At 67.8% G+C, this 19,220-nt stretch carries 17 protein-coding genes; 11 read left to right on the forward strand and 6 right to left on the reverse strand.

What is annotated here, in order from left to right; all coding sequences use genetic code 11:
- Positions 1 to 7 precede the first annotated feature (7 nt).
- Positions 8 to 823 (forward strand): carbon-nitrogen hydrolase family protein, encoded by an 816-nt coding sequence (locus ACZ0AA_RS01605; RefSeq protein WP_463511954.1) that lies wholly within the window; start codon positions 8 to 10, stop codon positions 821 to 823.
- Between the two features lie 13 nt (positions 824 to 836).
- Here ACZ0AA_RS01605 and ACZ0AA_RS01610 read toward each other — a convergent pair whose 3' ends face one another.
- Positions 837 to 2,036 carry an aminotransferase class I/II-fold pyridoxal phosphate-dependent enzyme gene (locus tag ACZ0AA_RS01610; RefSeq protein WP_463511955.1) on the reverse strand — a complete coding sequence of 400 codons (1,200 nt, stop codon included), beginning with the start codon at positions 2,034 to 2,036 and terminating at the stop codon, positions 837 to 839.
- Positions 2,037 to 2,136: 100 nt separating this feature from the next.
- On the opposite strand from ACZ0AA_RS01610, the gene ACZ0AA_RS01615 reads away from it, so the two are divergent.
- From ACZ0AA_RS01615 to ACZ0AA_RS01625, 3 genes are read left to right on the forward strand one after another with little or no spacing between them, the layout of a single operon-like run.
- Positions 2,137 to 3,744, forward strand: coding sequence for a S1C family serine protease (locus tag ACZ0AA_RS01615; protein WP_463511956.1), 1,608 nt, complete (start codon positions 2,137 to 2,139; stop codon positions 3,742 to 3,744).
- Positions 3,745 to 3,797: 53 nt separating this feature from the next.
- A complete protein-coding gene (locus ACZ0AA_RS01620) occupies positions 3,798 to 5,051 on the forward strand; it encodes a CDP-glycerol glycerophosphotransferase family protein (RefSeq protein WP_463511957.1) in 1,254 nt (417 codons plus the stop codon).
- Positions 5,048 to 6,484, forward strand: a complete 1,437-nt coding sequence (locus ACZ0AA_RS01625; protein ID WP_463511958.1) for a CDP-glycerol glycerophosphotransferase family protein — start codon at positions 5,048 to 5,050, stop codon at positions 6,482 to 6,484. Before ACZ0AA_RS01620 ends, ACZ0AA_RS01625 begins: the two co-directional genes overlap by 4 nt.
- Positions 6,485 to 6,509: 25 nt before the next feature.
- Here the strand turns inward: ACZ0AA_RS01625 and ACZ0AA_RS01630 are convergent, their stop codons facing one another.
- On the reverse strand, positions 6,510 to 7,535 hold the full coding sequence (locus ACZ0AA_RS01630) for a glycosyltransferase (protein WP_463513811.1): 1,026 nt from the start codon (positions 7,533 to 7,535) through the stop codon (positions 6,510 to 6,512).
- 153 nt (positions 7,536 to 7,688) lie between these two features.
- Between ACZ0AA_RS01630 and ACZ0AA_RS01635 the strand changes: the two genes are divergently transcribed.
- The 6 genes from ACZ0AA_RS01635 to ACZ0AA_RS01660 all read left to right on the forward strand — a co-directional run bounded on the left by ACZ0AA_RS01635 (position 7,689) and on the right by ACZ0AA_RS01660 (position 13,588).
- A complete protein-coding gene (locus ACZ0AA_RS01635; protein ID WP_400861202.1) occupies positions 7,689 to 8,972 on the forward strand; it encodes a CDP-glycerol glycerophosphotransferase family protein in 1,284 nt (427 codons plus the stop codon).
- Between the two features lie 2 nt (positions 8,973 to 8,974).
- Complete coding sequence (locus ACZ0AA_RS01640) at positions 8,975 to 9,736, forward strand: biotin--[acetyl-CoA-carboxylase] ligase (RefSeq protein WP_463511959.1); 762 nt, start codon at positions 8,975 to 8,977, stop codon at positions 9,734 to 9,736.
- Positions 9,737 to 9,793: 57 nt separating this feature from the next.
- A complete protein-coding gene (locus tag ACZ0AA_RS01645) occupies positions 9,794 to 10,348 on the forward strand; it encodes a PH domain-containing protein (RefSeq protein WP_463511960.1) in 555 nt (184 codons plus the stop codon).
- Between the two features lie 87 nt (positions 10,349 to 10,435).
- Entirely contained in the window at positions 10,436 to 11,560 is a 1,125-nt protein-coding gene (locus ACZ0AA_RS01650; RefSeq protein ID WP_463511961.1) for a 5-(carboxyamino)imidazole ribonucleotide synthase, read from the forward strand.
- 109 nt (positions 11,561 to 11,669) lie between these two features.
- A complete protein-coding gene (gene purE / locus ACZ0AA_RS01655) occupies positions 11,670 to 12,137 on the forward strand; it encodes a 5-(carboxyamino)imidazole ribonucleotide mutase (protein ID WP_042542183.1) in 468 nt (155 codons plus the stop codon).
- Positions 12,134 to 13,588: an LCP family protein gene (locus ACZ0AA_RS01660; protein ID WP_463511962.1), complete on the forward strand. Its 1,455-nt coding sequence runs from the start codon at positions 12,134 to 12,136 to the stop codon at positions 13,586 to 13,588. Before purE ends, ACZ0AA_RS01660 begins: the two co-directional genes overlap by 4 nt.
- Before the next feature lie 262 nt (positions 13,589 to 13,850).
- On the opposite strand, the gene ACZ0AA_RS01665 is transcribed toward ACZ0AA_RS01660, so the two are convergent.
- Together ACZ0AA_RS01665 and ACZ0AA_RS01670 are read right to left on the reverse strand one after the other, a co-directional pair.
- Positions 13,851 to 14,432 (reverse strand): hypothetical protein, encoded by a 582-nt coding sequence (locus tag ACZ0AA_RS01665; protein ID WP_400861194.1) that lies wholly within the window; start codon positions 14,430 to 14,432, stop codon positions 13,851 to 13,853.
- A gap of 143 nt (positions 14,433 to 14,575) precedes the next feature.
- On the reverse strand, positions 14,576 to 16,336 hold the full coding sequence (locus ACZ0AA_RS01670) for a DUF4012 domain-containing protein (RefSeq protein ID WP_463511963.1): 1,761 nt from the start codon (positions 16,334 to 16,336) through the stop codon (positions 14,576 to 14,578).
- 110 nt (positions 16,337 to 16,446) lie between these two features.
- On the opposite strand from ACZ0AA_RS01670, the gene ACZ0AA_RS01675 reads away from it, so the two are divergent.
- On the forward strand, positions 16,447 to 17,520 hold the full coding sequence (locus ACZ0AA_RS01675) for a glycosyltransferase (protein WP_463511964.1): 1,074 nt from the start codon (positions 16,447 to 16,449) through the stop codon (positions 17,518 to 17,520).
- A gap of 31 nt (positions 17,521 to 17,551) precedes the next feature.
- On the opposite strand, the gene ACZ0AA_RS01680 is transcribed toward ACZ0AA_RS01675, so the two are convergent.
- Together ACZ0AA_RS01680 and ACZ0AA_RS01685 are read right to left on the reverse strand one after the other, a co-directional pair.
- Entirely contained in the window at positions 17,552 to 18,295 is a 744-nt protein-coding gene (locus ACZ0AA_RS01680) for an ABC transporter ATP-binding protein (protein WP_463511965.1), read from the reverse strand.
- Entirely contained in the window at positions 18,279 to 19,112 is an 834-nt protein-coding gene (locus ACZ0AA_RS01685) for an ABC transporter permease (protein WP_463511966.1), read from the reverse strand. Before ACZ0AA_RS01685 ends, ACZ0AA_RS01680 begins: the two co-directional genes overlap by 17 nt.
- Positions 19,113 to 19,220 lie beyond the last annotated feature (108 nt).

A 19,220-nucleotide genomic window follows, 5' to 3' on the forward strand; every position in this document is an offset into this window, starting at 1 on the left:
TGTGAGCATGACCGAGACCGCTTCAGCCGCCGTTCCCGTCGCCGTGTGCCAGTTCGCGCCGACGGCCTCGCGGGAGGACAATCGCGACCGCATCGCGGAGTTGACGGCGGATGCTGCGGCGCGCGGTGCGCGGCTGATCGTCTTCCCCGAGTACTCGAGCTACTTCGTCGACCCGATGGACGCCACGCTGGCCGAGAACGCGGAGACGCTCGATGGCGAGTTCGTCTCCACGCTGACGGCGCTCGCCGCCGACTACGGCGTGGTGATCGTCGCCGGGCTGGCCGAACGGGCCTCGGACACGACGCACGTGCGCAACACGGTCGTCGCGGTTCGAGGCGACGGACTCCTCGCGACCTACCGCAAGCAGCACCTGTATGACGCGTTCGGCCAGACGGAGTCCGACTGGGTCGAGGCGGGGGAGGTCGGGGGAGCGGCGACGTTCGAGGTCGCCGGACTCAGGTTCGGGCTGATGACCTGCTACGACCTGCGCTTCCCCGAGGTGTCACGCCTCCTGATGGATGCGGGCGCCGATGCCCTGGTGGTGCCGGCCGAGTGGGTGCGCGGTCCGCTCAAAGAGCATCACTGGACGACGCTCCTGGCTGCGAGAGCGATCGAGAACACCGCCTACGTGATCGCCGCCGATCATCCGACCCCGATCGGCGTCGGTCATTCGCAGATCGTCGATCCGCAGGGGGTCGTGCTCGCCGGAGTGGGAACGAACGAGGGCATCGCGGTCGCGGTCGTCGAGCGGGCGGCCATCGAGCGGGTGCGCGCGGTGAACCCGTCGCTGCGGGTGCGCAGATACGCCGTCGGGCCGCGCTGAATCGGTCGAGTGATCAGAAGCTCGACGCGAGTCTCTCTGCGGCGTCCTCGAGGATCTCGACGCGTTTGCACGCCGCGAAGCGCACGAGTCCTGCGTACTCGTCGCGACGCGCCGCCGACACGAAGGCGCTCAGGGGGATCGCCACGACTCCCGCGCGGTCAGGAAGCGCGCGGCAGAACGCGGCCGCATCCGCGCCGCCGAGCGCTGACGCGTCGGCCACGGTGAAGTAGCCGCCCTGCGGCGGGAACACGGTGAACCCCGCCGCGCGGAGCCCCGTGCCGAGAATCTCGTGCTTGTGAGCCAATGTCGCCGCCGCACCCGCGAAGAACTCGTCGCCGAGTCGCAGTCCCACGGCGATGGCGGGCTGGAACGGCGCGCCGTTCACGTACGTCAGATACTGCTTCACTGTCAGCACTGCCGTGATGAGGTCGGCGGGTCCGTGCACCCAGCCGATCTTCCATCCGGTCGCGGAGAACGTCTTGCCCGCCGACGAGATCGTGAGTGTGCGCTCGGCGGCGCCCGGCAGGGTGGCGACAGGGGTGTGCGGGCCGCTGAAGGCGAGATGCTCGTAGACCTCGTCGGTGACGATGATCGCATCGTGCAGCTCGGCGAGACGGACTACCTCTGCGAGCACCTCGCGATCGAACACGGCACCGGTGGGGTTGTGGGGATCGTTGACCAGGATGATGCGCGTGCGGTCGGAGACCGTCGCCGCCAGCAGCTCGAGATCCGGCTGGAAGTCCGGTGCTCGCAACGGCACCGTGCGCAGCCGGGCACCGGCGAGTGCAACGGCGGCCGCATAGGAGTCGTAGTACGGCTCGAAGACGACGACCTCGTCGTCCGGGCCGTCGATGAGGGCGAGCAGAGTCGCGGTCAGCGCCTCCGTCGCGCCGGCGGTCACGATCACCTCGCGCGCGGGGTCCACGTCCAGCCCGTAGAAACGCCGCTGGTGCTCGCTGATCGCCTCGAGCAGGTCGGGGTTCCCTCTGCCGGGCGGGTACTGATTCACTCCGCGGGAGATCGCCGCCCTGGCGGCGTCGAGCACTTCTGCGGGGCCGTCCTCATCGGGAAATCCCTGCCCGAGATTGATCGCACCGGTTCGGGCCGCAGCAGCGGACATCTCTGCGAAGATGGTGGGCGCGACGCTTCCGTCTGGTGCGAGCAGACCGGCTCCTGCTGCCGTGCGCCGCCATGCTCCGGGGATGACACTCATGAAGAACAGGCTAAGGCCATAGGTGAAACTCATCTTCGCCATACGAAACGCACAGATACAGGCGTCACTCTAAGAGGGCGTTGTTGAAGGAGCACACACCATGAACGAAGACAGCACCCAGGACCACTCGGCACCTGCGTCTCACGACGCAGCGCCGTCCACCGAGGCAGCAGAGGTCGTCGACCGTTCGACGACGGATGCCGCCGCAGAGACCACCGGCACCGTCGCCGCTCCGGGGCCATACCAGGGACACCACGTCCCCTCGACGTTCGCGTCGTCGCCCGCTCCGGTCTTCGAAGCTCCGAGTGCCCCGGTGGCACCCGCAGCTCAGACCGTGCCCCAGCCGTACTTCGGAGCACCGGGAGTACAGGCAGGACAGCACCAGCCAGGACAGCATCAGGCACCCATCGGGGCGCCGACCGCGACGTCCCAAGGTGCCGCATTCGGTCTTCACCCCGGAGCCGAGCCCGGCCAGCCGGTCGGCGGCCCCACGAAGGTCAAGGAGTCGAAGCCTCGCGCCGGAGTGAAGTTCGCCGCGATCGTGCTCGCAGCCGCCCTCGTCGGCGGCGTCGCGGGATTCGGCGGCGGAGCGATCCTCAACGGGATCTCCAATCAGGGGTCGACGGGCGTCGCCCAGGGCCCCGAGACCATCACGGTCAACAACCCCGGATCCGTCAACGAGACGACCGCCGTCGCGACCGCGGCGCTCCCGTCGGTCGTCACCATCGAGGTGGCGGGCTCCGATCAGGGCGGCAGCGGGTCGGGCGTCATCATCAGCGACGACGGCTACGTGCTCACCAACACCCATGTCGTCACCCTCGGCGGCGCCGTGGCCGACCCGACGATCCGGGTCACCACCTCGGACGGGCGCATCTTCTCAGCGACGGTCGTAGGGACCGACCCGATCTACGATCTTGCGGTGATCAAGCTCGAGGATGCGACGGATCTCACCCCGATCGACTTCGCCGACTCGTCGAAGCTCAACGTCGGTGACACCGCGGTGGCACTGGGAGCGCCTCTCGGTCTGTCGAACTCGGTCACGACCGGAATCGTCAGCGCCCTGAACCGCAGCATCCAGATCGCCTCATCGGCTCTTCCCGATTCGTCGTCCGAGGACGCTCCGCAGAACGAGCAGGAGACGCCCGAGGAAGGTGAAGGACCGTTCCAGTTCGATCTGCCCGGCAACACGTCGCAGCAGTCGTCCGATTCCATCTCGATCGCCGTCATCCAGACGGACGCGGCGATCAACCACGGAAACTCCGGTGGTGCGCTCGTGAACGCCAAGGGCGAGCTGATCGGCATCAACGTCGCGATCGCGAGCTCCGGGAGCTCCGAGGAGTCGGGCTCGATCGGAATCGGATTCGCGATCCCCGCCAACATCGCTCAGCGCGTGTCCGAGGAGATCATCGCCGACGGTGCAGCCAGCCACGGCCTGCTCGGAGCATCGGTCCGAGATGCGGCCAGCGTCGAGAACGCCGACGTCTCGGGCGCCTACATCGCCGACGTCACGGGTGGCGGCGCGGCGGCCGCCGGTGGCTTGAAAGCCGACGACGTCGTGACCGCCTTCAACGGAGTGCCCATCACGAGCGCGAGCGACCTCACGGCGCAGGTGCGCGCAGCGGCCGCCGGCAGCGAGGCGAAGGTCACGTACATCCGCGGCGGCAAGGAGTACGAGGCCGACGTGACCCTGGGTGAACTCGCCGGCTGACTCGGAAGATCGCGTTCGCAGAGAAGGACGCCACCCCGCGATAGGCTCGCGGGGTGGCGTCCTTCTCTTTCGGCTCCGGCAATGCGGCCAAGCTGCTTCGGATACCGCTCTACCTCGCAGGGCGCGTCGGCACGCTCGTCATCCCGCGCGGCACCCGTTGGGTGTTCGGGTGCGGGGCCGGTGTCGGAGACGGGGCTCTCGCCCTGCAGCGCTTCGCCGCAGCCGAAGGACACGACACCGTGTGGCTCACCTCGTCCGATCGGGAGGACAGCGACGCCGCCGCGCTCGGTCTCCGCACGACGCGCAAGGAAAGCCTGCGAGGGTGGTGGGCCACGGCCCGTGCCGGCGTCGTCGTGGTCACGCACGGTCTCGGCGACGTGAACCGCTATGCCGTGCCCGGCGCATTCGTCGTGCAGCTGTGGCACGGCATCCCTCTCAAGCGCATCGGACTGGACTCGCCCGCGACCACGCAGGTCCCGGACATACCCGGCGGTGCCGTGCTGCGCCGTCTCATCGGCATCCTGTACCGGCGTGCCGCTCAGCGGATCCGAGTGCTGCCGGCCGCGTCGCATCGTTCGAGGGGACGCCTCGAATCGGCCTTCGCGCTCGGTGACGGCCGGGTCGTCGTCACCGGCGAACCGCGTGTCGACGTGCTGTCGTCAGGTGACCCGATCGAGCGTCGAGCGACAGCATCCGACGTCCTGAACCGTGTGCTCGGCGGTCTGCCGACCGGTGCCCGGACCATCCTCTACGCGCCGACGTGGCGCGACGGAGCCGACGATCCGGCGGTCCCGACGGCTGCCCAGTGGGTGGAGATCATCCGAGTGCTCGAAGAGCACGACGCCGTACTGCTCGTTCGCTCCCACCCGCTCGGCGAGGGCGGGTATGCGCCCCCCTTGCCCAGTCGAAGGATCCGGATGCTCGGATCGGTACTGCTGACCGATGTCACCCCCGTGCTGCCGGCAATCGATGTGCTGGTCACCGACTATTCTTCGCTCGCCTATGACGTGGGGCTGCTGAAGATGCCGGTGCTGTTCCTGGCCCCCGACGCTGAGGACTACGCCCGCTCGCGAGGCTTCTACGGCCGATTCCAGGACGTCGCGGGCGACGACGCCCCTGGCAGCTGGGATTCGCTTCTGCCGCAGCTGGCGGCACTGCTGGACGATCACGACGTCTTCGCTGCGCGGTCTGAGCGTTCGGGTACGCTCAGCGCGGAGATGCACGCCTTCCGCGACGGAGGCAACACCCGGCGCGTCTACGAGACAATCCGTGCGCGGGGGATTCCCGCGCCGAAGGGAGCAGCATGACCACGGCCCGGATCGATGAGGCCGCAGAGACGCTGGTCATCGCAGGCGCCGGTCAGCGCCCGACCACGGCGGAGCTGGTCGGGCCCCGCGCCCGTGTGGCCGCTCGGATCAGCGGCGGGGGCAAGACCTGGAAGGCCACCTTCCCGCTGCGTGCGTCGCGGTGGGGCGGCCCGGAGCTTCCGCTGCCCGCAGGGGACTACGAGCTGCGCATCGACGATGCCGAGTTCGACGACCTCCTCGTCGCGCCTGAGGTGCTGACCGGTGTGCGGATCGCCGTCGACGGTGCCACAGTGCGCATCGCGGCGCCGATCGACCCCGCCTACGAGACGAGCGAGGGGCAGGCGACTCTCGAGGGTCGTTATGTCGCGCACCCCGGAGCCACCGAGAACGCCGTCTTCTTCGAGAGCTTCTACGGCCGCACCGTCGGCTGCAACCCGCAGGCCATCGACCGGGCACTCTTCGCACAGGCACCGGATGTCGTCCGCTACTGGAGCGTGGTCGATCTCTCCGTCGCGGTTCCGGACGGAGCCATCGCCGTCGTCGAAGGCAGCCCGGAGTGGTGGCGCGCCCGAGCTGCGTCGCGACTGCTGGTCGTCAACGACTGGCTGCGTCGCAGGTTCGTCCGCAAACCGGGTCAGAAGGTGCTGCAGACCTGGCACGGCACTCCGCTCAAGCGGCTCGCCCTGCATCGGCCCGGATTCGACCCTCGCCGCATGGCGGCCGTCATCAAGGAGTCGCGCCGCTGGGACGTGCTCCTTGCGCAGAACACGTACTCCGAGCGTATTCTCCGCAAGGCATACGCGTTCTTCGGCCGACCGATCTGGGTCGAGGGATATCCGAGGAACGATGCCCTCGTCACCGACGATGCGGCGTCGATCCGCGCCGACCTCGGCATCGCCGACGGCGAGCGGGTGCTGCTGTACGCTCCGACGTGGCGTGATGACCGGACCGAGATGGTCGACTTCGTCGACCCGGAGGAACTCGCCAGGCACACGGACTCCGTCGTGCTCGTGCGCGGTCACTCCCGCACGATCGATACAGGGCGGGATCGAGCCGGAGCCCGCGTCATCGACGTCACCGGTTACCCCGAGACCTCGAAGCTCCTGCTCGCTGCCGATGTTCTGGTCACCGACTACTCGTCGGTCATGTTCGACTTCAGTGTCACGGGAAAGCCGATGTTCTTCCTCGTGCCGGACCTCGATCACTACCGCGGAGAGCTCAGAGGGTTCTACTTCGATCTCGCGACGCGCGCGCCAGGACCCCTGGTCCACTCGCAGGACGAACTCGTCGCGGCGCTCGCGGACAGCGCTCACGAGAATGTCTATGCCGAGCGATACGCCGCCTGGCGGGCGCAGTTCAATTCCCGCGACGACGGGCACTCGGCGGAGCGGGTCGTCGCACGCATCCTCGACCAGGGGTATGTCACCAGGTGATTCGCCCCGAGCTGCCGACCGTGTTCTAGGGGAGCGGAGTGTTGCGAGTGCCGAGGCGCGATGCGTCGACGGTGCCGCGAGCACCCCGCAGCACGCCCCCGAGGAAACCGAGGCCCCATGAGAGATGCATGGTGGGCAGCACCAACAGGGTCCACAGCCTCTGACGTGGCCCGCCGCCACCCGGCAGACAGGCGACGGCGGCGACGAGCAGGAAGTACGCCGCCAGTGGCAGGTAGACGACGGCGGAGACGACGAGCGAGAGCACTCCGGTGAGGACGCCGGTGAGCTGCAGGATCCCGGTGACGACGGCGACGGCGACGAGCACGACGAGCGCCGGGGGAGCGAAGAAGCGGATGCCGTTGCGACGCCCGTATCGGCGCACCAGTTCGCCGCGCCATGCTCCGGTCGCTCGGAACTGACGCGCGAGGCGCACCCAGCTCTCGCGTGGCCAGTAGGTCACGGAGAGGTTCGGGTCGAACCAGACGAGGTGTCCCGCCTGACGGATGCGGAGGTTGAGTTCCCAGTCCTCGCCGCGGCGGATCGACTCGTCGAAGAGCCCCACCTCGTCGAGCACCGTCCGACGCATGACGCCGAGGTACGCGGACTCGGCTTCGCCCTCGTGCGTGCCACCGTGGTACGCGCCTCCACCCAGGCCGACCGGCGAGTTGTAGAGGCGCGCCACCGATGTCTGGAACGGCGTGCGGCCGTCGGCGCGCATCACGCCGCCGACGTTCGCGGCGCCGGTGCGCTCGAGAGTCTGCAGCGCGAGCGCCGCGTAGCCGGGAGCAAGCTCGGAATGCGCGTCGACGCGCACGATGGTCGCGAAGCGGCTGGCGCGGATGGCCGCATTCAGACCGACCGGAATGTGCGCCGCGGGATTGTCGACGAGTCTGATGCGGTCGTCGTCCGCGGCGAGACGCTGAGCGAGTTCGGTCGTGCCGTCGGTGGACGGGCCGAGGGCGAGCACGAGCTCGGCCGGGACGGTCAGCTCCTGGGTCAGCACGGACGCGATCGCTCGCTCGAGGTAGGCGCGCTCGTTGAGCACGGGCATGACGAACGACACTCCGATCTCTGGGGTGGCGATGTCGTTGTCAGGCACATGACGATCATGGCATGCACTGCTCGGACGTTCGCTGATTCGCGCGATCGAGCGCCTCGGGCGGCTGCCGTCGGCTCGCGTCCTCGCACTCGGTATCCTGGAGGGATGGGTGCAGTGTCCGACGCGAAGAAGGCCTACCGTCTGCTGAAGCGGGCGCTCGCCTCGCGCAAAGCCGTGCAGCGCGTGCGACGGCGTCTCGCCGAACGTGAGCCGCATCAGCCGGAGCACTACCAGGTGGCGGTGTATTTCGCCGACGGCGACGTGAACATGTACCAGATGCGGCAGTGGTACCGCCCGCTCGCCGAGCTGTCGAAGCGCTGGCCCGTCGTCGTGCTGTCCCGCTCGGCCACCGGCGCCGACAAGCTGCTCGATGAGGATGGACCGCCGGTCGCCTTCGTTCCCACGATCCGCGACCTCGAGAGGTTCATCTCGTCGCAGGACATCCGTGTCGTCCTGTATGTCAACCAGAACACCCGCAACTTCCAGATGTTCCGTTACGGCAGGCGCTGGCACGTGTTCATCAACCACGGCGAGTCCGACAAGATGTACATGACGACGAATCAGTACAAGGCGTACGACTATGCGCTGGTCGCCGGGCAGGCAGCACGTGACCGTCTGTCGCGGACGCTCTGGAACTGGGACATCGATCAGCGGACCATCGAGATCGGTCGGCCGCAGGCCGACCACTACTCGGGCACGCTGCCGTACGTGCCGGACGAGCGCACCGTCGTGCTCTACGCGCCGACGTGGGAGGGCGACCGCCCGAGCGCCCACTACGGGTCGATCGCCACGCACGGCGAGACGCTGGTCACGACGCTCCTCGCGTCCCGTGGACACCGAGTGATCTACCGACCGCACCCGCGAAGCGGAGTCGTGGACGACGAATACGGCGCAGCGCACCGCCGCATCATCGCGGCCATCGCCGCAGCGAACGCCGCGGACCCCGCTGCTCAGCACGTGTACGACCACGGGCCGGAGCTCGGATGGCAGCTGGCTGCCGCCGACGTCGCGATCGTCGACATCTCGGCGATGGTCTACGACCGTCTGGCCGTCGGCAAGCCGCTGATGATCACGCGACCGGCCGACGAGCGGGCGTCGATCGACACCAACGGCTATCTGTCGGACTGCGAGTGGCTCAGCGCCGACGCTGCAGGCGACATCGTCGCCGAGGTCGAACGCGTCCGTGCCGATGAGGTGGCCATCGCGAGGCTGCGCATGTGGGTGCAGCACTATTTCGGCGACACGACGCCAGGAGCGGCGACCGAGAAGTTCCACGCCGCGATCGAGCGCCTCATGCAGGAGTGGGATCACTGGCAGGCGCATGAGATCGGGGCGGTGCGCACCGACGAGGACGACGACGACGAAGAGGCCGACGAAGAGGAGGTCTGACGATGGACCTTCCGCTGACCGCGGCGGTCGCCGCGCATCTCGAGGTGCTGAACGACGCGGGGTCGACCAACGAGATCCTGAGCGAGCGAGCACGCGAGCCGCTCTCGACTCCGCACCTGTCGGTGCTCCTCACCGACAACCAGACAGCCGGACGCGGCAGACTCGGTCGCTCCTGGACCGCCGCGCCGGGAGCGTCGCTCGCCGTCTCCGTCCTGCTGCGGCGGTTGCCGTCCCCCTCAGTGCGAGGCTGGATACCCCTCGCCGCCGGGGCGGCGATGGCGGATGCGATCGCCGAGCAGCTTCCGGGCCACGAGGTCGCGGTCAAGTGGCCGAACGACGTGCTGGTCGACGGTCGCAAGATCTGCGGAATCCTGGCACAGGCGACGCAGGATGCGGTCATCGTGGGGACAGGCGTGAACACGGCGATGACGGAGTCTCAGCTGCCGGTGCCGACCGCGACGTCCTTCGCCGTCCTCGGCACCCTGGCCGATGCCGATCGGTTGCTCGCCGCGTATCTGCGCGAGCTCGATCGGCTGCTCGTCGAGCTCGCCGCAGTGGGCGACGCCGTGTCCAGTGGGCTCCATGACGCGGTGAGTCGGCGCTGCGCCACGATCGGGCTCGACGTGAGGGTCTCGCTTCCCGGGGACTCCGTGCTCGTCGGAAGAGCCACCGCTTTGGATGACGACGGCCGGCTGCTGGTTCTGGCGGGAGGCGTCGAGACGGCGATCTCAGCGGGTGATGTGGTGCACGTCCGACCTGCATGAGTCTGACACGCCCGGCGTGCGAGCGGCGATGTCGGCGGTTGCGGGCACAATGGAGGGGTGACTCAGCCCGTGACTCTCGGCGGAAGGCCGACGATGCCACCGCCGGGTGCGCCCGCCGAAGAGCTGCTCATCGCTCGGTTCCGCGCACACGCGCGGAGACTCTTCTGGTCGGCGCTGGTGCTGATCGCGGTGTTCGGTGCGACGTCCTTCTTCTACGACAATCTCCCGGCGCCGTTCGAGAACTGGATGCTGTTGAGCTCGGCCGCCGCGATCGTGCTCCTGCTGGCGGTCGTGCCCTGGGTCATCTGGTACTCGCACTCGGTGACGCTCACCACGCGGCGGGTCATCGTGAACCACGGCGTCGGTGCTCGCAACCGGCAGGAGATGTCACACGCGCGCGGCTACACGATCGGGGTCAGACGCGGTGTGATCCAGCGGATGTGGGGTGTCGGCACGATCACGCTCTCCAACGGGGTCGATGCGCCGCTGCGTCTCGCCAACGTGCCCAACGTGACGCTCGTGCACGAGACGCTGGCCGATCAGATCGAGGTCAGCCAGATCCTCGCGCATCGCGATGCGCAGTCGGGGAACGACGGCACGGCCGGATTCTGACCTCCGCACCGCTGCACCGCTATCGGCCATGCGTGAACGGCGTGCGCGCCGATGCGCGAGAATGGTCAGGACGAATGGAGGCGGCCCATGGCGCTGCGCGTTGGTGTGATCGGTGGAGGTCAGCTGGCTCGGATGATGATCGCTCCGGCGGTCGAGCTCGGGCTCGACCTGAGGGTGCTCGCTGAAGACGAGGGGATGTCCGCGCAGCTCGCGGCGGTCGCGGTCGGCGACTATCACGACCTCGATGTCGTCCGTGCGTTCGTCAGAGACGTCGACGTCGTCACCTTCGACCACGAGCACGTCCCGCAGGAGGTGCTGCGGGCTCTCGTCGCCGAGGGCGTCGCGGTGCACCCTGGGCCGGATGCTCTGCAGTTCGCCCAGGACAAGCTCCTCATGCGAGCGCGGCTCGCCGAGCTCGGCGTGCCCCAGCCCGAGTGGGCGCCGGTTCGCGATGCATCCGAGCTGCAGGCGTTCCTCGACGAGCACGACGGGCAGGGTGTCGTGAAGACGCCGCGGGGTGGCTACGACGGCAAGGGCGTGCGCGTGGTCCGAGCGGCGAGCGATGCTCAGGACTGGCTCGACGGGCTCGCCGACGACGAGGCTCTGCTGGTCGAGGAGCTCGTCGGATTCGTTCGCGAGCTCGCGCAGCAGGTGGCTCGCCGCCCAAGCGGCCAGATCGTCGCCTATCCCGTCGTCGAGACCGTGCAGCGTGAGGGTGTGTGCGCCGAGGTGATCGCGCCGGCGCCGCATGCGACCGACCGTCTCGCCCAGGTCGCCGAGGAGATCGGGCGGTCGATCGCCGAGGGACTCGGGGTCACCGGCATGCTCGCGGTCGAGCTCTTCGAGACCGACGACGAGCGGATCCTCGTGAACGAGCTGGCGATGCGCCCGCACAACAGCGGACACTGGAGCCAGGACGGCGCCGTGACCGGACAGTTCGAGCAGCACCTGCGTGCCGTCGCCGATCTGCCCCTCGGCGACACCGCGCCTCAGGCCGCCTGGTCGGTGATGGTGAACATCCTCGGAGGACCGAAGAGCGGCTCGCTCGGCGACCGTTTCGCGGGAGCGATGGCGGAGCATCCGTCGGCCAAGATCCACACCTACGGCAAGGCGCCGCGTCCAGGCCGCAAGGTCGGGCACGTGAACGTGACGGGCGATGATCTCGACGATGCGGTGTACGTGGCCCGTGCGACGGCGGCTCACTTCGACTGAGGGTGCGTCCAGGGGTGTGCCGTTCGGGGTTTCTCCCAGCACCAGACCGTAGCCTGAGTGGGTGACTGAGCCATTGCACTCCTCCGCCGCGCCCCTCGTCGGCGTCGTCATGGGATCCGACTCCGACTGGCGCGTGATGAGCGATGCCTCTCAGTCGCTGACGGACTTCGCGATCCCGCACGAGGTGGAGGTCGTCTCGGCGCACCGCACCCCCGACAAGCTCATGCAGTACGCGCGTGAAGCGCGGGGCCGCGGCATCCGAGTGATCATCGCCGGCGCCGGCGGGGCCGCACATCTTCCAGGGATGCTCGCTTCGATGACGGCGCTGCCGGTCATCGGCGTCCCCGTGCCGCTCGCCTACCTCGACGGGATGGATTCCCTCCTCTCCATCGTGCAGATGCCTGCGGGCATCCCGGTCGCGACGGTGTCGATCGCAGGAGCGCGCAATGCGGGCATCCTCGCCGCGCGGATCCTCGGCACGTCCGACGACGATCTCGCTGATCGCATCGAGGCGTACGCGCTCGATCTCGAAGCGCAGGTCGAGGAGAAGAACGATCGGCTTAAGGGGTCCCTGTGACCCTTGCGCCGCCGCGAGGTACGGCGCGACCTCTGATCGAGACCCACCCCCTGCGGCATCCGAACACCGCGGATGCGGGAACGATGACCAAGCGCGGCTGGTGGCTCGTGCTGCTGAATCTGCTCGTCCCCGGGTCCGCGCAGGTGCTCGCGGGCAATCGTCGGCTCGGGCGGATCGGTCTCGGAGCGACGCTGCTCGCGTGGTTCCTCCTGATCGTGGGCGCGGGTGTCGCTCTGTTCGCCCGTCCCGTGCTGCTGTGGCTCACCGTCGGCGCCGGATGGTTCTCGGCGGTCGTCCTCACGCTCGTCCAGGTGCTGCTGATCGCATACCTCGTGTTGTGGGTGGTGCTCACCTTCGACGTGCTGCGGCTCGTCAGACTGGTCAGAATCCCCGGTCCCTCGAAGTTCGCCATCCCGCTCGTCGCACTGCTTCTGCTCGGTCTCGTCGGAACGGGCACCGGATATGCGGCGTCCTACGTCGGCACCGCGCGGGGAACGATCAACACGATCTTCGGCCAGAGCGGTCCGAGTCTGCCGCCGAGCGAGGGGTACTACAACATCCTGTTGCTCGGAGCGGACAGCGGTGAAGGCCGCGACTCGATGAGGTTCGACAGCATCTCGGTGGTCTCTGTGAACGCGACCACCGGCGCCGTCACGATCACCGGAATCCCGCGTGAGCTTCCCAATGCGCCTTTCAGCGAGGGAAGCCCGATGCAGGCGCTGTATCCGAACGGCTTCGAGGGACACAGCTCGAACTCGTGCGGGTGGAACGGCTGGATGAACCATGTGCGCAACGCCGCGGAGATCTGCCGAGACGACAACGGCACCGGTCTGTATCCCGATGCTGCGGCGCATGGTTCGGATGCAGGGATCGAGGCCACGAAGGATGCCGCCGAGGGTGTTCTCGGGATCGAGATCCCGTACTACGTGTTCGTCGACATGCACGGCTTCGCGGCGCTCGTCGACGCGCTCGGCGGCGTGGACATCAACGTGACGGAGAGGCTGCCCAAGGGCGGTCCGCCCGAGGGCGTGGACCCGTATGACGTCGATGCGTGGGCGATCGGCTGGATCGAGGTCGGGCAGCAGCACATGGACGGCGACACGGCGCAGTGGTATGCGCGATCGCGTTACACGACCAGTGACTGGGACCGGATGAAGCGGCAGCGCGAACTGCAGGAAGCGATTCTCGCGCAGTTCACACCGCAGACCGTGCTCACCCGGTTCAACGAGGTCGCGTCCGCGGGAACCGCACTGATCAGCACCGATCTGCCTCAGGACAAGCTTCCCGAGTTCTTCGACCTGATGACCAAGGCTCGTGAGCAGACCGTCACGACGGTCGAGCTCACCCCCGATCAGGGTGTGGACGAGCATGCTCCGGACTACGGGCACATCCACGAGATGATGCAGCAGACGCTGCATCCTCCGACGGAGACCCCGACCCCGACCCCGTGATCGTCTGCGCCCGATAGTCGAACCTGTGGTCGCACGCCGTGGCCGTCGAACCCGCGGCCGACGGTCCTTCATCGCGATGCCGCGAGTGGCGTCGGCGTGGTTCGCTCACTCGTGGACACATGAGTGAGCCCACGGCCGCCACCTGAGAGTGAAGTGGCGGCCGTGGGCCTCCGGTGCATGACCGGATTCACCAGACGACGGTGATCGGAGGGGGAGGGATCACCGTCGTCCAGTCGATTCCCGCTGAGAGCGGGAACCTGACCTATGCGCGCTTGCGGCGTGTGACACCTGTCGCGACGAGTACTCCACCAGCCACCAGTGCGGCGGCTCCACCTCCGAGAACCCACGGCGACACGCTGCCGCCCGTGAGTGCGAGTTCGAGCCCACCGCCGGTGAGCGGAAGCTCTGTGCCTGCGGACGCGACACCAGGATCGTGGTCGCAGCTCACGGCGGAATCATGGCCGTGTGAGACCGTGACCGTAGCCGTGTATGACCGCGAACCGCCGAAGGCGAGCGCGTAGGAGCCCTCACCGTCGGCCGGCGGGCGGAAGGTGACGACGAGGCTGCCGTCTGCGGCCGCCGTGTTGCCCGAGACGGCGGAGTCGCCGGCGTTGAAGCCGGAGACGGACACCCCGACATTCTCGGACGGCAGGAAGTACCCGGCGCCGAACGCGACGGTCGACACCTCGCAGGTGTCGATGATCGGATCATCGACGGTCACCCGCGGTGTGCCGGCGTACGAGTCCGACTCGGTCGGAACGACCGGCGAGGCAGAGGCGACAGCAGGTGCCATGAGCACGAGTACGCCAGCGGTAAGGCTGATGGCAGCCAGTTTCTTCAGCATGATTCTCCCCAGAAATACACGCGGAATCGCCTTCGAATACACCCCTGCATCCGACTGCGTGAGTTCTTCCTGTCCCCACGACAGAATTGCAGAACTCAGATATTCCCCAGTGGGATTGACCCTACATCATCGAATACGGAAAGTCACGATGCGCAACGCAGTTGCTCGCGAGATGTCTCCGGCGTGTCCACCATGGGCGTGTGGTCGACCACCGTGAGCCGCTCTCCGGCCCCGGTTCCCTGGAACTCGACCGTGATCTTCGACGACTCACCCGGGGCCAGGAGAACCTCGTGCTGAACGGCCGACCGGGAGCCGAGCAGAGCCGTCTGCACACTCGCCTCTTCCCCGTCGCGGTCGATGTGAGACGGAGTCGCGCCCTCGGGGCCGTACACGGTGATCAGAGTCCGTGTCGACCCGGCCGGCACCCCGTAGAACCCGTCAGCGGTCACGTAGGGCGGCAGGGAAGTGCCTGCGTCGGCCGGCGCATCGTTCCTCCACGTCACCGTCACCTGCGTGGTCGGCTCGCCCTCGCAGGTGCCGATCGAGGTCGTTATGGCGGCGTCGGCATAGAAGTCCATCTTGCCGCCGGTGGTGTCGTTCAACAGGACGCCGACGTGAGTCTGGGTGTCGTCCTCTGGCAGCGCTCCGCCGAGAGTCGACGCCGACAGGATCGCCTCCTCGTCCTCGTGCGCGCTCCAGATGCGGATACGCCGCTCGTCTGCCGAGGCCGAGAGAGCGGCGACGAGGTCCTTCGGATCCGCCTGGGTCAGTGCTGCGGAGAGGAGCGCTCCCGCGGCCTGCGAGAAGATCTCGTCCTGTGCCAGCGGATCGGGGACGGCGGCGTAGATCTCGGAGAGCAGCAGTCCCACCACGGTCTCCTCGGTGGCGCTGAACGGCCCGAACGTGAGCGGTCCTGTGGCTGCGACGAGGGTCTCGGTCATCACGGCGTCGACCGCGATGACCCCGTCGACCGGCTGTCCGAAGCGGTTCTGCCAGCGTGTCGCGATCGCAGGACCCGCCTCGGTGAAATCGGGGATGCTCGTGAGGTTCTGCATGTAGCGACCCGGACGATCCTCGAAGAGCGCGACGGTCGACTCGCTGAGCGGGATCGGGGTCTCGAGGGCCGGGAAGTCGGGGACGGAGGCCTGTTGCACGAGGGTGATCCGGCCGTTCTCAGCGTTGAGGAGGGCGATGGCCCCGATGATGCCGCCCGAGGATCGCAGCTCGGCGTTGTTCTGCATCGCGAGCACGTAGTTCCTGGGCCCTTCCGCGCCGAGCATGCTCGGCAGCAGCGCGGACGCTCCGTGCAGCGCTCCGACCACCGTGGCGGCCTGGGTGACGGTCGATCTCATCTCCCGCACTGCGTCGGCGAGCGGCGGCAGAGTCGCATCCGCATCGATGCGGATGGCACGCGTCTCGGCAGACGTCAGCGTCGCGCTCGCGTCAGCGAGCGACGGCTCGATCTGCGCGAACGGCGCCAGATCGACTGCCCCGCCCGAGAGTCCCAGACTCGCCAGGTCGAGCTCGTCGGCGGCCTGCAGAACGGGGACGAGCGCGTCCGAGGCGACGTCGTCGGCGATCGCCGCGACCTCGCTCACCGCCGAGAAATTCGGACCGAGCCATGGAAGGAGACCGAATCCGTGCCAGATCGGATCGGATGTCAGGTCGTGGGCGGATCCCGCATGGTGGGCGATCCGGGAAGAGAGCGATGCTGCCCTGTCGAGGTCGCCCTCGCCGATCGCCTGCTTGAGCTTCGACGATGACGCCGCGACCTCCTGCAGGCTGTTCACCGCACCGATGCCGCGGATGGCGACCCAGCCGATCGCGAGCACGAAGAGGATCACGATCACGCCGATGGTCCACCGCACCCATCGACGACGTACAGGCAGTCGTCCGTCACTCACCCCTGCATTCAAGCACGAAGCGGCATATCAGAGGTGCGCGGTGTCCCCGATCCGCGTCGCTCTCGGTCACGCTCCCAGGTTCGGAGCGCGAGGGCGATTACTGTTGTCGCATGGGTGCTCGGCTGCGTGTGGTTCTGGATCAGCTGACGCATGTCGTGCACGCGGATCATGCGTCTGCGGCATCCGACCTCACCGCGGCGCTGATCTCGACCGCTCCGGCCGGTTGCGAGGTCGAGGCGATCGTCCCGTCCGGTGCCGAGGTGCAGATTCCGGGTCTCACGGATGTGCGCAGACTGTCGCTCGCACGGCGTGAGCTCGCGGCATCGTGGCAGCTGGGGATCGCGCCGGGGGTCGGCGGAGGTCTCATCCACTCGCCGACGTTGATGGCGCCCCTGGTGCGGCATGACCGCCTGCACGACCACGATCAGACCACCGTCACGCTGTGGGATCTGCAGGCGTGGGAAGAGCCCGACGCTCTGTCGAAGTCCGCAGTCGCCTGGCAGCGCGCGATGCTGAAACGAGCGGTCAAGCACGCGGATGCCGTCGTCGTCCCCTCTCATGCGGTCGGCGCGCGACTGGCGGAGATCGCGAAGCTGAGTGGGCGGATCCGCGTCATCCCGGGAGCGGCGCCGTCGGCGCTGGTGGTCCCGTTCGACGCGACTGCCCGACGAGCCTCTCTGTCTCTGCCTGCGGGCTATCTGGTCCTGACGGGCTCCGCTGCGTCGCTCGAGCACGGTTTCCGGGCGGCGATCGCGGCGGGCACGGAAGCCGTGGTGCTCGACGCACCGGAAGGTTCTGAACCGAGGCTGGCCGAGATCGCCGCGGCAGCAGGACTGCCCGAATCGAAGGCGCATGTGCGCGGGGCGCTGACGGTGGCTGACAGGGCAGCGGTCCTCGCAGGTGCGTCCGTCCTGGTGGCCACGAGCGCACGCGCCGTGTGGCCGTGGCGTGCGGTCGAGGCGATGACGCTCGGCGTGCCGGTGGTCGCCGTCGACAGCGGAGTGCACCACGACGTGATAGCCGACGGGGGAGTGATAGCCGATCCGGCGGACGTCGCCGAGGCCGTGGCCGATGCGGTCGGCGACGGCTCACGTCGCCTGAGCGTGCTCGGCACCGATCGGTCGAGATCGTTCTCGTGGCTCGGCGCGGCCGAGCGCGTGTGGGGACTGCACGCGGACCTCTGAGTCCCGAGCCCGCCTCGGGGGCAGGCTCTGATCAGGAGCGCATGACCTCGACGGCATCCGCGCTGGGCCCGTCGAAGCGCACCTTGCCCTTCTGGAGCAGGATGCCTCGATCGCACAGGTTCGAGACCATGTTGAGATCGTGGCTGACGACGACGAGCGTCTTGCCCTGTGCGTGCAGTTCGCGGACGCGTGCGAGGCACTTCTTCTGGAACGGCTCGTCGCCGACGGAGAGGATCTCGTCGATCAGCAGGACGTCCATCTCGGTGTGGATCGCCACGGAGAAGGCGAGTCTGAGGAACATGCCGGATGAATAGTGCTTCACCTCGGTGTCGATGAACTGCTCGATCTCGCTGAACGCGACGATCTCGTCGTACCGTGCCTCGGTCTCCTTCTTGGTCATGCCCAGGATCGCGGCGTTGAGGAAGATGTTCTCGCGACCGGACAGATCCGGGTGGAACCCCGCGCCGACCTCGATGAGACCGGCGACGCGACCGCGAGTGAGCACCGTGCCGGCATCCGGTTCGAGCACCCCGGAGATCAGCTTGAGCATCGTCGACTTGCCGGAACCGTTGAAGCCGAGGAGCGCGACGGATTCGCCCTGTTGGATGTCGAACGAGACGCCGTCGAGGGCGTGGAAGTCCGTGGTCAGCGGCTTGCGACGGATCGCGGCGAGAGCCGTCTCCTTGATCGAGTGCGTGTGCCGGAGCTTGAAGGTCTTGTGGACGTCGTCGATGATGATCCGCGGGAGTGGCTGCGCATCAGAGATCTTGGGCAAAGCGGCCCTCCAGTCGGCGGAAGACGAGCTGGCCGATGACCAGCGCGATGAGTGACGTCACGAGTGCGATGAGCCCGTACATCCATACGTCGGGGATCGGGGAGGCATCGGGTCCGAGCGGGAACCAGACTCCGTAGTGGAACAGCTCGACGGCGGCGGTGATCGGGTTCAGTCGGTAGAGGACGAAGAGCCAATCGGGCACGACCCTGGCGACCTGGGTCCACTCGTACATCACGGGGGAGGCCCAGATCGCGATCATGACGATGATCTCGACGAAGCTCTGCGCATCGCGGAACGTCACGTTGATCGAACCGAAGAAGAGGCCGAGCCCGCTGGCCAGGACCGCGATGATCACCAGGGCCAGGAGGATCGCGCCGATGGACGCGAACGTCGGCGCCCAGCCGAAGAACAGCGAGATCGCGATCACCACGATGATCTGGGGCACCGTGTTCACGGCGGCGATCATCATGCTCGCGATCGGGAACATCTCGCGGGGCAGGTAGATCTTCTTGATCAGCGCCGCGTTGTCGACCAGTGAGCGGGTGCCGTTGGAGAACGCCTCATTGAAGAAGGTCACCACGGTGATACCGGACAGCAGATAGATCGGGAAGAAGTCGACCCGGTCGTTCAGACCGAGGAAGACGCCGATCGCGACGAAGAAGACGACGAACTGCACGAGCGGCTTCACGTAGGACCAGAGCCACCCGAAGATGGAGCCCCGGTAGCGGATCTGCACTTCCTTGCGCACGATGAGCGAGAGCAGATGCCTTTGCCGGAAGACCTCGAGGAGCCCTCGATTCGCGCCAGGAGTCGTCATTCTCTGGTCGTCGGCTGTGCGAGCCTGTTGCACCGCGATTCCACCTTCCGACGCGCCGACGGTCTCGGGCGCACCGTGAGCAATCATACGATCCCTGACGCCTCGTCC

This window comes from Microbacterium sp. AC035, assembly GCF_979258485.1.